This is a genomic window from Pseudoalteromonas sp. S8-8, from assembly GCF_000497875.1.
In the GTDB taxonomy this organism is placed as follows: Bacteria; Pseudomonadota; Gammaproteobacteria; order Enterobacterales; family Alteromonadaceae; genus Pseudoalteromonas; species Pseudoalteromonas arctica.
The window spans coordinates 54,102-68,123 of record NZ_AUTR01000043.1 but is presented as its reverse complement, the minus strand read 5'-3'; the positions used below and the strand labels follow the sequence as shown (position 1 = coordinate 68,123).

Sequence of the window (14,022 nt, the reverse complement as noted above, 5' to 3'; positions counted from 1 at the left end):
GTAATGACGCTGCCTATTGGTTCAGGTTTTTTTACCGGAGATATTCCGGGTAGGGTTAGCCCTACTAAAGTTGTTACTAATAAACCACAGAGTTTATTAGACCAGCCGGCTGCTCAAAAAACGAATACCGATTATGTAAAAAGCAGTGTCGAGGGCGTCGAACTGGCTAATCAACTGTTTAAAAGCAGTGCTAAAAGCAATGAATACAGCCAAACAATTTACGACCAACCGACAGCTCAAGTAAGTAAAGCGATTTCTACTTATACTGAATTTGCCAATTTAGAACGCAGAGCCGAAGTACAAAATTTAATAGGCGTTGATATATACGCTTAAAGCTCATTCAAACGTTTAGATAAATACAGTGATAAAATTCAATAAAAAGCCCGAACATGTGTTCGGGCTTTTTATGTTCAAAACGAGGTGAAATTATACCAATTCGCTTAATTAAGTGATCTATTTTGAGTGAAGAAAATCGTGTCGATAACAAGGCAAAAATTTCGTTATTTAGTTGTTCTATATCAGAAATTTTTAACGTAGTTAACGTCAGATTTAACCCCTCAAATTGATTAAGTATTATTGCGGATTGGTATTACTGCTCAATAAAGCCAATTAGCTTATCGGCAATATCAGTATTATTTTGTGAGCCAATAAATTGCTCACTGCCTTTGCCATAGGCAAATACTTGAACGTCTACAGCGGTGTGTCCGCCGGTTGTCCAGCCAGTAAAGCTCGCATCACTAATAATACTTTTAACAGCTAAATTAAGCGCTTTTTCGCCCATTTTTTTAGCTTGCTCAAGTTTGATTTGGTTTTCAGTTGTAAATTCAATATTGGTGTTAGCAGTCCATACTGGTTTTAAGTCTTTAGACTCCATAAGTTTGTCTGTTAACTTACTAGCCGTTGCCTTAACACCTTTAATTACGTCTGTTTCCCATTTAAATTGGCCGTGCGAACCAATAGTTAAACCGCCCGTTGAGTGATCGGCTGTGACTACAAGTATAGTGTCTTTATTTTTATCAACGTACGCTTTTGCTTTTTCGATTGATTTAGCAAAGTCGTCCATTTCAGCCATCGCACAGGCTATATCGTTAGAGTGACCACACCAATCAATTTGGCTGCCCTCAATCATCACAAAAAAGCCTTCTTCGTTCTGGTTATCTAGTAAACCAAGCGCTTTAGATGTTAACTGAGTAAGGCGAGTTGGGTTTATATCAAGTGCAAATGGCAGGCCTTTGCTTGCATACAAACCAATGGCAGGTATTTGTGTAATTTGGCCCAGATTATTAATATCGTCACCGTATTGGTAACCTGCCGCTTTAAATTCTTCAACTAAATTACGGTCATCACGAATAAAATATTTAGTACCGCCACCTAGCATTAAATCAACGGGTAATTTACCAGCAATCTTATTATCAATATAATCGTTAGCAATATCATCGTAGTTGTAACGAGATTCATTGTGAGCTGTAAAGCTAGCAGGCGTTGCATGGTTTATTTGTGACGTTACAACAAGCGCTGTTGTCATACCACGCTCTTTTGCTATTTCAAGCATAGTTTTAACTGGTTTTTTGTCTGTATCTACAGCAACTGCGCCATTATAACTTTTATGACCGCTACTAAGCGCTGTAGCACCCGCAGCACTGTCTGTTACATAAGTATGGTCATCAGGGTAGGTATGAGCCATGCCTTTTAAAATAGTGTCAAAAACCGTGCCTTCTACTTCTTTTGTTGCAGGGTCGTCTTTAAAATAGCGATAAGCCGTGGTGTAAGCCGGACCCATGCCGTCACCAATCATATAAATTACATTTTTAGGTGCTGATTTTGCGTAAGCACCAGAAGCGGTGCATAAAAGTGCCAATAAGCTGATCTGTTTTTTCATGGTTGTACCTTATGAGTGTACCTTATTTAATAGCCGCTGATATTGTATACAGATAGGATGATAAATAAATGAATATCTGAGATATTTATAATTTATACTTTGATTTTATATACATAGAATTGTAGTTAACGCTGTTAGTTCTATTTATTTAAATTATACTAGTTATAAGCTATCTATATATGGTGTTCTCACCTTTTATTTGTTTAAAAGGTACTCAAAATTAATATGTTAAAAAAACTTTGCTTATTACTCCATTTTTAAGTTATTGAAAATATTGAGTTTGGTTTTCTACTCAGTGCTATATTTGATACCAGGAAGATAATTAAATCGTGAATTTGGCACCATTTTCTAAGTTAGTGGTCTGACAACTTGTATGCTATAAATAATGATGCTCTAAATTAATAAAGGACTTACCGTGCAGCCATTTAATATTGAAACCAATAATTTAAATATTCATGGCTTAAAAGTAGGTTCAGGGAACGAAATAGTAATAGCGTTGCATGGGTGGTTAGACAACTGCCATAGCTTTATGCCAATGTTAAACAACGTTAACCCAAAACACACTTGGTACTGCATTGACTTTGTTGGGCACGGTTTATCGTCTTGGCGAAGTGATGATGCACACTATTATTTTATTGATTATATTGATGATGTGTACCAACTTATAAATGCGCTTGGTGTTAAAAAAGTACATTTAGTAGGTCATTCAATGGGGGCTATGGTTGCAGGACTTTTTGCAAGCTGCTTTAGCGATTATGTAAAGTCTGTTACCTTTATTGAGGGAATTGGTTGTGTTACAACCCCGAGTGAAGGTGTGTGTGAACAGTTAAAAAGTGCAGTACTAAATAGAGCGCGTTTAAAAAATAAAAAGTCGAGAATTTATAAGTCGAAAGAACTTATTTATGAAGCACGCGCTCAAACAACCGATTTAAATAGCGAGCTTATTACGCTATTAATGCAGCGAAATATAAAACAGGTTCTAGATGGTTTTGCGCTAACAACAGATCCAAAACTCAAAAATCACTCAGGTTTTAGGTTTAATGAGGCGCAATGTATTGGTGCAATAAAAGATTTAATTGCACCATGTCAATTAATTTTAGGTAACGAAGGTTATTCGTTTGTAAAACAAAATTTGGCAAAGTATATTAGTTATTACAATAGCTTGAAGGTCATTAATGTAGATGGTGGGCATCATTGCCACATGCAAAGCAGTGAACTATGTTTTGAGCATATTCAAGACTTTATGCTGCAAAATGGTGCATGTTAATTGTAAGTTTGTGTTAAATGTGGGATTATTCCTGCATTAGAGTATTTGCTCAATTGTTAAAGCGCCTTACTTAGATTAAGGTTAATAAAAATATAATTATAAACAGGGGCTAAGAGTGGAAAAAATCTGGCTTAAGCGCTACCCAGAGGGTATGCCTGAAACAATCGATCCTGAGCATTACAACTCGTTACTCGAAGTGTTCGAAAAAAGTTTTAGTGACTACACCGATTTACCTGCATTTACGAATATGGGTAAAACGATGTCTTACGATGAAATAGACACAGCAACAAAAAAAGTTGCTTCCTATATTCAAAATGATTTGGGTCTTAAAAAAGGCGACAAAGTTGCCGTAATGATGCCTAACTTACTACAAACACCAGTCACAATTTTAGGTGTTTTGCGTGCAGGTTGTGTGGTTGTAAATGTTAACCCACTTTACACAGTACGTGAATTAGAGCATCAGCTAAAAGACTCTGACACTACAGCTATTTTCATCCTAGCAAACTTTGCTGACACACTTGAAAAGTCACTTGCTCATACTGATGTTAAGCATATTGTGGTCACGCAAGTAGGCGATATGGTTGGCGGGCTTAAAAAGCATGTAGTTAACTTTGTTGTGAAGCACATTAAAAAAATGGTGCCAAAGTTCAACTTGCCTAACACAATTAAATTTTCAGACGTTTTAGCTGCAGATGAAGCTAAATATACGCGCCCTGAAATGAGCTTGTCTGATCTTGCATTTTTACAGTACACCGGTGGCACAACAGGTGTATCTAAAGGGGCAATGCTGAGCCATGGCAACATGGTTGGTAACCTTGAACAAGTTTCAGGTTGTTTAGACAAAGTGTTAAACCGTGGTGAAGAAGTGGTTGTGACTGCTTTACCGCTTTATCATATATTTGCCTTAACAGCTAACTGCCTAACATTTATGAAGTACGGTGGTTTAAATATATTAATTACAAACCCACGAGATATGCCTGGGTTTGTTAAAGAGCTGGGTCAGCACAATTTCACAGCTATTACCGGTGTTAATACATTATTTAATGGTTTATTAAACACACCAGGTTTTGCTGAACTTGATTTTAGTCATTTAAAAATGTCTTTAGGCGGCGGTATGGCCGTTCAACGTCCTGTTGCTGAAAAATGGCAAAAAGTGACTGGCTCAAAATTAATGGAAGGTTATGGCCTTACAGAATGTTCTCCTTTAGTTACTATTAGTCCTTTTGATTTGAAAGCATATAATGGCTCTATTGGTTTACCAGCGCCTAACACTGATATTAAATTGGTTTTAGATAACGGCGAAGAAGCCGCTAAAGGTGAACCTGGCGAGCTTTGTGTTAAAGGCCCGCAAGTCATGGTTGGTTATTACAAACGACCAGATGCAACCGCTGAATGTTTAAAAGACGGCTGGTTTGCTACAGGTGATATTGCGACTTATGATGACGAAGGTTTCTTCTTTATTGTAGATCGTAAAAAAGACATGATCATCGTATCTGGCTTTAATGTTTTCCCTAATGAGATTGAAGAAGTAGTGGCTATGCACGAAGGTGTGCTTGAAGTAGCTGCTATCGGTATTCCTCACGATGTAAGTGGTGAACAAGTTAAAGTTTTTGTTGTGAAAAAAGACCCTTCTTTAACTGAAAAAGATATAATAAGTCACTGTCGTGATAATTTAACTAATTACAAGGTCCCCAAGCTGGTAGAGTTTAGGGATGAGTTACCTAAGACTAACGTAGGTAAGATACTCCGAAGAGCCTTGAAAGATTAGCAACCTATAAAAAAGCCGACATATGTCGGCTTTTTTATTGTAGGAGATTAAGTGCAATACCAATTGATCGAAACCCAAAATCAACTGAACACTTTTGTTGAACAAATAAAAAATAAACCTATTTTAGCTATTGATACTGAGTTTATGCGTCGTCGTACTTTGTATCCAGAAGTTGCACTTATCCAAGTTTTTGATGGTGAGCATTTAGCGCTTATTGACCCATTAGCAGAACTTTCACTATTTGATTTTTGGGAAATACTTAAAGATCCTGCCGTTTTAAAAGTACTGCATTCTCCTTCAGAAGATATTGAAGTTTTTCAAAAGTACGCAGGCTTTGTCCCAGCCCCATTATTTGATACACAATTTGCGTTGCAGCTACTCGGTGAAGGTAACTGTATGGGTTTTGCTCTTATGGTAAAAGAGCTGCAAGGTATTGAAATAGATAAAAGCGAGTCACGCACTAACTGGCTACAACGCCCGTTAACTAAAAAACAATTAGACTACGCGGCTGCTGATACTTTTTACTTATTACCGTGTTTTGAGCTGATTATCGATCGCATTAATGCCGCTGGCTTCTTTGACATTGTAATAAACGAAAGTGAATTGATTGCCAACAAACGTGCATTTCAAACACCTGACGAGCTTTTATATAAAGATATTAAAAATGCATGGCAACTTAAACCGCACGAACTTGCAGTGTTAAAAGAGCTTGCTGTATGGCGAAGAAATAAAGCTATCAAGAAAAATTTGGCGCTTAATTTTGTGTTAAAAGAACATAACATGACTGAAATTGCCAAACGTGGTCCTTCAAGTTTAAATGCTCTACGTCAAATTCCAGGTGTTGAAGCTATTGAAGTTAATCGCTCTGGTGTCGATATAATAAAGTGTATTGAAGTTGCTAAAGAAGTCCCAGATGCTCAGCACCCTGATGTACTTAAGCGCTTAATTGATTTTCCTACTTATAAAAAAGTAGCAAAAGATATAAAACAAAAAATCACTAAAGTAGCTAAAGAGCACAATATACCAGAAGATGTTATGGCCTCTAAAAAGCAAGTCAATCAACTGATTAGTTGGAATTGGAAGTTAACTAATGAGCAAAAACAGAGTCATATAAAGCCTGATTTACTTAGCTCTTGGCGATATACCTACGTTAAAGACGCTTTAAAAGAATGGGATACTTAAGACTAAATATTTTCTTTAACTGTGTAATACTTATCTATAGTTTTTGTGTTACATAGTTAAAAGTTTTAGTTGCACGAAGGGGATTAAAACGTAGATATTTAGAAAGTTATTGCGAAAATAAAGAGGGCGCTTATAAAGCGCCCTTTCTTCAATTACTTCTTTTCTTCATCAGGTAGTGTAACGTTTAGCTCAAGTACGGCTAAATCGTCTTCGTTCTGATCAAACTGAACCTGAACTGCATCGGTACTTACGTTCACGTATTTACGGATCACATCTAAAATGTCTTGTTTTAATTGTGGTAAGTAATCCGGCGTTCCTCGTTGAGAACGCTCGTGCGCGACAATGATCTGCAATCGCTCTTTTGCTAGTGACGCACTGTTTTTCTTTTCTGAGCGGAAGTAGTCAAGTAAAGACACGTTAACCTCCAAAAATCCGTTTAAATAAGCCTTTTTTCTCAACGTCTAAGAAGCGAAAATCGACGGTTTCACCTAGTAAGCGGTTAATTGCATCAGAATAAGCTTGGCCTGCATCAGATTCTGTATCCAATATAACAGGTTGGCCTGAGTTTGAAGCACTTAATACCGCTTGCGATTCAGGAATAACACCTAATAGTGGGATTGACAGAATATCTTGCACATCTTCTACCGATAGCATTTCACCTTTTTCAACACGACTAGGATTATAGCGTGTTAATAGTAAGTGTTCTTTAATGTTTTCTAGGCCTTCTTCAGCACGTTTTGATTTGCTGTGTAAAATACCTAAAATACGATCTGAATCTCGAACTGACGACACTTCTGGATTTGTTGTCACGATTGCTTCGTCAGCAAAGTACATTGCCATCATAGCGCCAGCTTCGATACCTGCTGGTGAATCACACACAATGTAATCAAAGTCTTCTTTTAATTCGTTTAATACGCGTTCAACACCTTCACGAGTTAATGCGTCTTTATCACGAGTTTGTGAAGCGGGTAGTAAAAACAATTTATCTACACGTTTATCTTTAATAAGCGCTTGGTTAAGGTTTGCCTCACCATTAATTACGTTTACAAAGTCATAAACAACACGGCGTTCACAACCCATAATTAAATCTAAGTTACGTAAACCAATATCAAAGTCGATAATAACTGTTTTATAGCCTTTTAACGCTAAGCCTGTGCCAATTGCAGCACTTGATGTTGTTTTACCAACACCGCCTTTACCTGAGGTAACGACAATTACTTTTGCCATGAGATTTATCCTTTAACCAAAGCTGAAATTTCTAATGATTCGTCTTTTTGTTGTATTTGCACTGCATTTCCCCAATGTTCACCTTGTAGTGAATCACTGATCCAGTAGTTACCATCTATTGAAACCAGCTCGGCCTCAAGTTTTTGGCAAAAAATGTGTGCTTCTTTAAAACCTTTTGCGCCTGCAATAGCGCGACCGCGTAGCGTGCCATAAATATGCACATTTCCATCGGCAATAACTTCAGCACCATGACTAACCGCGCCAAGTACTATCAAATCTCTATCTTTTGCATAAACTTGTTGTCCAGAACGAACTGTACCGCTAATAATTTGCGCTGGTAAATGCACTGTTTTCTCTACAATCGACGTATTAGCCTCTTGTTTAACAGGTTCGCTCTTAACGTCTTGTGAATAATTCAAAACAGACAAGCCAGCAGCTTTAGCTTGTGTATGTTGCTCATCTGAGCCATTACATACACCAACAGCGTTAAAGCTCATACGCTCGATTAATGACTTTAAGTGTACAAAATCAAGTGAACTGTTTTTAATTTCAATTAAATTAACAACAATAGGAGCACCCTCAAAAAACTTAGGGGCCTGGGCTATTTTTATATATAGTTGTTCTGCTAAAAGGTTTATATCAGTACTATAAAGATGCAAAACTGATAACGTAAAAAGATTCCCTTTTAACTCAAAAATTTGGTCCGACATACACGCTCAATTGAATTGTCTGATTAGAAATTAATTTTAGATAAACGTAGGCTGAATAGGGCCTTTATTGAAATTTCTAATCTAATTTTTCTAACTTATTATTACTCTCATGTTATAGTGTGCGGCATTGTTAAGCAAGAATTTATAGGGTCATAATGCTCACTGCAGTATATAAAAGTAAGAAAAAAGCGGATACGTTCTTATTTGTTGAAAAAAGAGATGATTTTGACAAAGTTCCGGAACCTTTAATGGCTATGTTTGGTCAACCTCTTTATGTGATGATCATCAACTTAGCAAAACGTGAGCATTTAGGTGGGGCAGATTTAGAGACTGTAAAAGCAGCGTTATCAAACCCTGATAAAGGCTACTACTTACAAATTCCTCCACCGGAACAAAATTTGCTAAGTCAGTTACGAAAAGAAAATGGAGTTGATAGTGATTAAAAAACTTATCGTTATATTATGTGGTGTATGTTTAAGCTCATCTGTGATGGCAAAAACACAGGCCGAATTTCAAGATTATTTAGCAAATTTAAAGCAAGAAGCCATCTCAAAAGGCTATGAAGCAAAACTTATTGATGATGCTTTTGCAACAGCAACATATAAAGAAAAAGTGGTTTCGGCTGATAAAAACCAGCCAGAAGTAAAAGAAACCCTTGAAACGTATTTACCAAAACGCGTACCACAGTGGAAAATAGACCGTGCACGCAAGCTTTATGCAGAAAACAAAGATGTACTTGAAAAAGTAGCGAAAGAGTTTGGAGTACAAGCACGCTTTATAGTGGCATTGTGGGGACTTGAAAGTAACTTTGGCGCCATTCAAGGTGGCCATAATGTTATTTCGTCACTTGTTACACTTGCTTTTGATGGACGCCGAGAAGCGCTTTATAAACGCCAACTTTGGGCTGCACTCGACATTTTAAAATCGGGCCATATCACGCTTGATAAATTTAAAGGCTCATGGGCAGGCGCAATGGGGCAAACGCAATTTATGCCAACTTCATTTAATGCTTACGCGGTTGATTACAATAATGATGGCCGTAAAGATATTTGGACCACAAAAGAAGATGCTTTTGCTTCAATTGCTAACTATTTAAAGCAAGAAGGCTGGAACGATTCGCTTACGTGGGGTCGCCAAGTACAGTTACCTGAAAACTTTGATAGTAAATACGTTTTAGTGCGTGGTACAAAAACGCGCAAGCAGTGGCTAGAATATTGGAATGATTCTGAGCGCTCATTAGCTGATTGGCAAGCACTGGGTGTTCGTAAAGCTGATGGCTCTGATTTACCTAATGTGGACGTGCGTGCTGCGCTGGTTATGCCTGATGATATAAATGGCCGTATGTACTTAGCGTACGACAACTACAAAGTATTTATGCATTGGAATCGCTCGTATTACTTTGCTACTAGCGTAGGTTACTTGTCGGATAGAATTGGTTATCCAAAAATCTAATTTTAAAATATACCTATAAATAAAGCCGCAATTGCGGCTTTATTCTTTTTTGAATATTTTATCTTTTAAGTCAATAACTTTACCAATTCCAGAACCTAGCTTCATCAGCTTATTAAGTTGCTCTGGCGTTAAACGTTGCAGCTCTGATGACCATTTAGTTACGGTTTCAAGTAGGTTGTGAATTTCACCCATTTGTTTTTGTGCATAAAGCTCATCGTCGTTACTGGCTTCGTCTAATAAGTTATCGCGTAGTAATGTTAAGGTGGGCTCAATTTCGCGCTTTTTACGTTCTTCAAATACGCGATTTGCCATATCCCAAATATCGCCAGCAGGGGCGTAGTACTCTTTTCGATCGCCAGGAATATGCTGCACTTTAATTAATTGCCACGATTGCAACTCTTTAATACCCATGCTTACATTACCGCGAGAAATACTAAGCGCATCTGCAATCTCATTGGCTGTCATTGGATTTTTAGTAATAATCAGCAAACCACACATTTGCCCAATCGTTCGATTGAATCCCCAGCGGCTGCCCATTTCACCACAATGCATTACAAAGGCAAAATTCTTTTCGGATAAACTCATAGCTTAGTAACTTTCAGTAATTTCAGAAAGTAAATGCTAGCACGCTCATTTTGGATAGCAAGTTCTTAGCCATTTTATAAATTGATTTTAACGACTAAAGTATGATTTAGATTAATATTTATACATCTATATTGGGATATGTTGTACACAACAATACGTAAATAAATCCTTTTTTTTAATTTTTTTCACATACGATGGAATGACTATGAAAGCTGCAATTAATAATGAATACAAAGGTAAATTACAAATAACAGATCTGCCAATTCCTGAGGTTGGAATAAACGACGTTTTAGTAAAAATAGCCGCTTGTGGCGTTTGCCACACCGATTTACATGCCTGTCATGGTGATTGGCCGGTAAAGCCAAAAATGCCATTAGTTCCAGGGCATGAAGGAGTTGGTGTTATTGATAAAGTTGGAAGCAACATTAAGCACTTAGAAGCTGGCGATAGAGTGGGTATTCCTTGGCTCTATAGTGCATGTGGGCACTGTGAGTTTTGCCTAGATGGCAAAGAAACACTGTGTTTATCGCAGCATAATACTGGCTATTCTATTGATGGTAGCTATGCAGAATATTGTTTGGCTCACGGTGATTATGTTGTAAAAATACCTGAGGGATTAGGCTTTTCTGAAGCTGCTCCATTATTTTGTGCAGGTGTTACAACCTATAAAGCATTGAAAGTATCCGGTGCTAAACCTGGGCAGTGGGTTGCTATTGTTGGTGTAGGCGGGCTTGGTCATTTAGCAGTACAGTACGCTAAAGCAATGGGTTTTAATGTAATAGCTGTTGATACAGGTAAAGAAAAACTCGCGCTTGCTAAAGAGCTTGGCGCAGATATAACACTCGACTTTAAAGAAGTTGTTCCTAGCGAAGCTATTTTTGAACAAGTAGGTGGCGCGCATGGCGTTGTGTGTACTGCGGTATCTAAAGCTGGGTTTGAACAAGCTTATAAGAGTGTACGCCGTGGCGGTAAATGTGTATTAGTGGGATTACCTCCAGAGGATATGCCGCTTCCTATTTTTGATACTGTGCTTAATGGCGTGTCAGTAGTGGGCTCTATTGTTGGTACACGTAAAGATTTGCAAGAATGCTTGGAATTTGCAGCGCAAGGTAAAGTAAAAGCGATTATTGAAGAAAAACGCTTAGAGGACATTAACGAAATTTTTGATGATATGCTCAAAGGTGAAATTAACGGTCGCATAGTGGTTACTATTTAATTTAGATTAAGCATTTATAAAACACAAAAAAGCACGGCTTCTAAATTAGAATACCGTGCTTTTTAAGTATTTAACTAACCTGAGCTCTGGTTAAGAGATTTACCAACGTATTGAATTATAGTGATGTTTAAATTTATTTTCTCTAGCCAGAGATTTTCAGTGAAAACAAGGCGAATTTACGCGTCAATAGCTGGCCTATTGCAAGTAAATTCAACGTAGTGAGCGCTGAAAATAGCTGCTTGAGATAGATTTATTATCCAGAGTTCAGGTTAACTAGTTAAAGTGTATAACTAAAACTTAGTTTTGCATTACGCTCTTCCCCTGGCATACCACCTAAAAACATTGCTTTTGAGTAATATTTTTTGTTAAACAAATTATTTAAGTTTAACTGCATATGCCATTTATCCGTTGTATACGATACCGCTGTATCGTAAGTCGTGTAACTTGGTACGTAACCATCAGGAATCGAGAACGAACTTGAATTAGTACTTCTGTTATCTACAAATGTAATACCACCACTTATATTTACAGCTTCAGGTAAGTTAAACATATCCGCGTAGTAGGTTACCCATGTACTTGCTGTTACGTAAGGCACACCTTTTTGGCGTGTGTCGTAACTGCTGCTGTTAGGATTACTTTTGTCACGTGCATCTTGATAAATACCGTTTACGTTTACTTTCCATTTATCATTTAAGTAAGCGTTTAAATCAAGTTCAATACCTGTTGTTTCTTCTTTACCATCATAATAGCTTTCAGGTACATTTGAGCCTGATGTTAAAGCGTCATAAAGCGGATTTGCGTATTCTAAATTAGTACGAGAGCTTTCGAATATAACAACAGAAGCTAGTAGTTGATCATCAAACGCTTTAAATCTAAAACCTAAATCGTTACTCATTGATTCAGAATCTTCTCTGTCTGCTTCATTACCCGCAACTGAGCCTAATACACTATACGCTGTACGGCCTTTTGAATGATTTACAAATACAGATAAATCTTCAGATGGCTGGTACGTTGCACCCAGGTTATACGTTAAGCCTGAATCTGATGTACTCGCTTCAGGTGTAGGCTCTGCACGGCTTGAGCTATAGCGCTCATCTACACCAAAGTGCTCGTAAGTTTGCTCAATTCGGTTATATGCTACACCAATACGCGTTGTAAGCTCTTCAGTAAGATAACCAACATGTTGAATGCCTAAGCCCCATGCTTGTACTTTTTTATTGTAGTCGCTGGTTTTAAGTGGATCGAAGTCATCAAAGCTGCCAGATGGCCAATTTGGTTCTCTTATATCGTAAATATACGGCAATGAACCTTGGTACGTTACATCACCAGCATCGTTTGTGAGTACGTAATCTTGATCCCATATTGAGAATTGTTTAAAACGAATATCTCTATCTTCGTAGTTTGCGTTAACAAGCAATTCGTTATCTACGTCGCCTAACATAAAGTCATAACGTAAATCTAAAAAGTACTGCCATGATTTTTCATCTGCTTCTACTTGGCGGTATTCTTGGCGGCGTGCTGCATACGGGTAAAGTACACCGTCTTCAACTAACGGAGCACGTGGGTCATTATTTATAATTCCATCACGAGTAGAGTAAACGTAGTTATAAGCACCTGTTTGGCGTGCAAAACTTGATGTGTAGTTACGGTACTGTAGCTGCTGGTTTAAAAACAAATCGTCAGTAATGTAATAGTTATGCGTTAATTTAAAACGCAGTTCTTCACCTTCGTTAGCATCAGCCATTGGTGAAATAATACCATTTGTGCCAAAGCTATAAGGTGTTAATCCATCAGATGAAGATAGCGAATTAGCAAGTTGGTCGCGTTGTGCATCACTTAACTGTACGCCGCTTCCTGTCGGATCGTTTACTAAATCGGCACCGGTTACTTCACCCGCGCTTAAACCATTTGCAGTTTCTGCATTGTAAATACGAATAGGGTGACCAATAGAATCAACCGCTATTTCATCTTTTATATATGCTGCAGAAAGCATGATGTTTTGTCTGTCGTTTAGCACGTATTTAAGCGAGGTATAAATTTCGTCGCGATCTTCTTTTAAATCGCGAAAGCCGTCACTTGACGCTGTTTTAGCCATTACACGATAGGCCAAGTCATCTGTTATAGCGTTAGTGCTATCAAACGATAATGAATAGCTATCCCACTGGCCAAGCTCAGCCGATACTTTGTGTTTCTCTTCAAATTCTGGCTTTTTCTCTATTAGGTTAATTACGCCACCCGCACTACCAATGCCATATAAACCTGTTGCTGGGCCTTTTAAAACCTCAACAGATTCAACATTTGTAAGTGAACGAGTTGGGTTAAATGTATTACCCAGGCCTGCACCACCATACATACCATCGTAGGTGTAGTTTGCATCTAAACCACGAATTACTAAGTTATCACCAATACCGTAGTTATTACCTGCTTGTGTTAAACCACTTACGTTTCTAACTAAATCTTGTAGGCTATCTACACCTTGAGATTCAATAAGTTCACGGTCAATAATCACAACCGGTGCAGGTGTTTCCATTAAAGACATGTCTGATTTAGTAGCAAGACCTGAGCTCATCACCACGCGGTTTTGTTTTTCGTATACGCTGATGCGTTCAATATCAGCATCAACTTGTGTATTTTGGGCAAATGCCATATTTGCATTTAAACAAGCAAGAGTAATAAGAGAGTACTTAAACGTTTTCATAGAGTGATAACTATTCGCGTTATTGAATTTGCGCGAAT

At 37.7% G+C, this 14,022-nt stretch carries 13 protein-coding genes; 7 read left to right on the top strand and 6 right to left on the bottom strand.

Annotation, left to right across the window (positions count from 1 at the left end):
- Nucleotides 1–3 precede the first annotated feature (3 nt).
- A complete protein-coding gene (locus L659_RS0114895; protein ID WP_007580633.1) occupies nt 4–333 on the top strand; it encodes a hypothetical protein in 330 nt (109 codons plus the stop codon).
- Nucleotides 334–589: 256 nt separating this feature from the next.
- Here L659_RS0114895 and L659_RS0114890 read toward each other — a convergent pair whose 3' ends face one another.
- Complete coding sequence (locus tag L659_RS0114890; protein ID WP_024591059.1) at nt 590–1,879, bottom strand: alkaline phosphatase; 1,290 nt, start codon at nt 1,877–1,879, stop codon at nt 590–592.
- A 415-nt stretch (nt 1,880–2,294) separates the two neighbouring features.
- On the opposite strand from L659_RS0114890, the gene L659_RS0114885 reads away from it, so the two are divergent.
- The 3 genes from L659_RS0114885 to rnd all read left to right on the top strand — a co-directional run bounded on the left by L659_RS0114885 (nt 2,295) and on the right by rnd (nt 6,096).
- On the top strand, nt 2,295–3,146 hold the full coding sequence (locus L659_RS0114885; RefSeq protein ID WP_024591058.1) for an alpha/beta hydrolase: 852 nt from the start codon (nt 2,295–2,297) through the stop codon (nt 3,144–3,146).
- 115 nt (nt 3,147–3,261) lie between these two features.
- Nucleotides 3,262–4,914: a long-chain-fatty-acid--CoA ligase FadD gene (fadD, locus tag L659_RS0114880; RefSeq protein WP_007580629.1), complete on the top strand. Its 1,653-nt coding sequence runs from the start codon at nt 3,262–3,264 to the stop codon at nt 4,912–4,914.
- Nucleotides 4,915–4,965: 51 nt separating this feature from the next.
- Complete coding sequence (rnd, locus tag L659_RS0114875; protein WP_024591057.1) at nt 4,966–6,096, top strand: ribonuclease D; 1,131 nt, start codon at nt 4,966–4,968, stop codon at nt 6,094–6,096.
- A 152-nt stretch (nt 6,097–6,248) separates the two neighbouring features.
- Here the strand turns inward: rnd and minE are convergent, their stop codons facing one another.
- The 3 genes from minE to minC are packed head-to-tail and all read right to left on the bottom strand — an operon-like array spanning nt 6,249 to nt 8,033.
- Nucleotides 6,249–6,512, bottom strand: coding sequence for a cell division topological specificity factor MinE (minE, locus tag L659_RS0114870; protein WP_004334706.1), 264 nt, complete (start codon nt 6,510–6,512; stop codon nt 6,249–6,251).
- Between the two features lies 1 nt (nt 6,513).
- On the bottom strand, nt 6,514–7,323 hold the full coding sequence (gene minD, locus L659_RS0114865; RefSeq protein ID WP_007583272.1) for a septum site-determining protein MinD: 810 nt from the start codon (nt 7,321–7,323) through the stop codon (nt 6,514–6,516).
- Between the two features lie 5 nt (nt 7,324–7,328).
- Nucleotides 7,329–8,033, bottom strand: coding sequence for a septum site-determining protein MinC (gene minC, locus L659_RS0114860; RefSeq protein WP_007583271.1), 705 nt, complete (start codon nt 8,031–8,033; stop codon nt 7,329–7,331).
- A gap of 155 nt (nt 8,034–8,188) precedes the next feature.
- Between minC and L659_RS0114855 the strand changes: the two genes are divergently transcribed.
- Nucleotides 8,189–8,476, top strand: a complete 288-nt coding sequence (locus L659_RS0114855; protein WP_024591056.1) for a YcgL domain-containing protein — start codon at nt 8,189–8,191, stop codon at nt 8,474–8,476.
- A complete protein-coding gene (locus L659_RS0114850; RefSeq protein ID WP_007583269.1) occupies nt 8,469–9,485 on the top strand; it encodes a lytic murein transglycosylase in 1,017 nt (338 codons plus the stop codon). Before L659_RS0114855 ends, L659_RS0114850 begins: the two co-directional genes overlap by 8 nt.
- Before the next feature lie 39 nt (nt 9,486–9,524).
- Here the strand turns inward: L659_RS0114850 and L659_RS0114845 are convergent, their stop codons facing one another.
- Nucleotides 9,525–10,070 carry a GbsR/MarR family transcriptional regulator gene (locus L659_RS0114845; RefSeq protein WP_010552940.1) on the bottom strand — a complete coding sequence of 182 codons (546 nt, stop codon included), beginning with the start codon at nt 10,068–10,070 and terminating at the stop codon, nt 9,525–9,527.
- A gap of 205 nt (nt 10,071–10,275) precedes the next feature.
- Between L659_RS0114845 and adhP the strand changes: the two genes are divergently transcribed.
- A complete protein-coding gene (gene adhP / locus L659_RS0114840; RefSeq protein WP_024591055.1) occupies nt 10,276–11,286 on the top strand; it encodes an alcohol dehydrogenase AdhP in 1,011 nt (336 codons plus the stop codon).
- 277 nt (nt 11,287–11,563) lie between these two features.
- On the opposite strand, the gene L659_RS0114835 is transcribed toward adhP, so the two are convergent.
- Nucleotides 11,564–13,984, bottom strand: coding sequence for a TonB-dependent receptor (locus L659_RS0114835; RefSeq protein ID WP_024591054.1), 2,421 nt, complete (start codon nt 13,982–13,984; stop codon nt 11,564–11,566).
- Nucleotides 13,985–14,022: the final 38 nt, after the last annotated feature.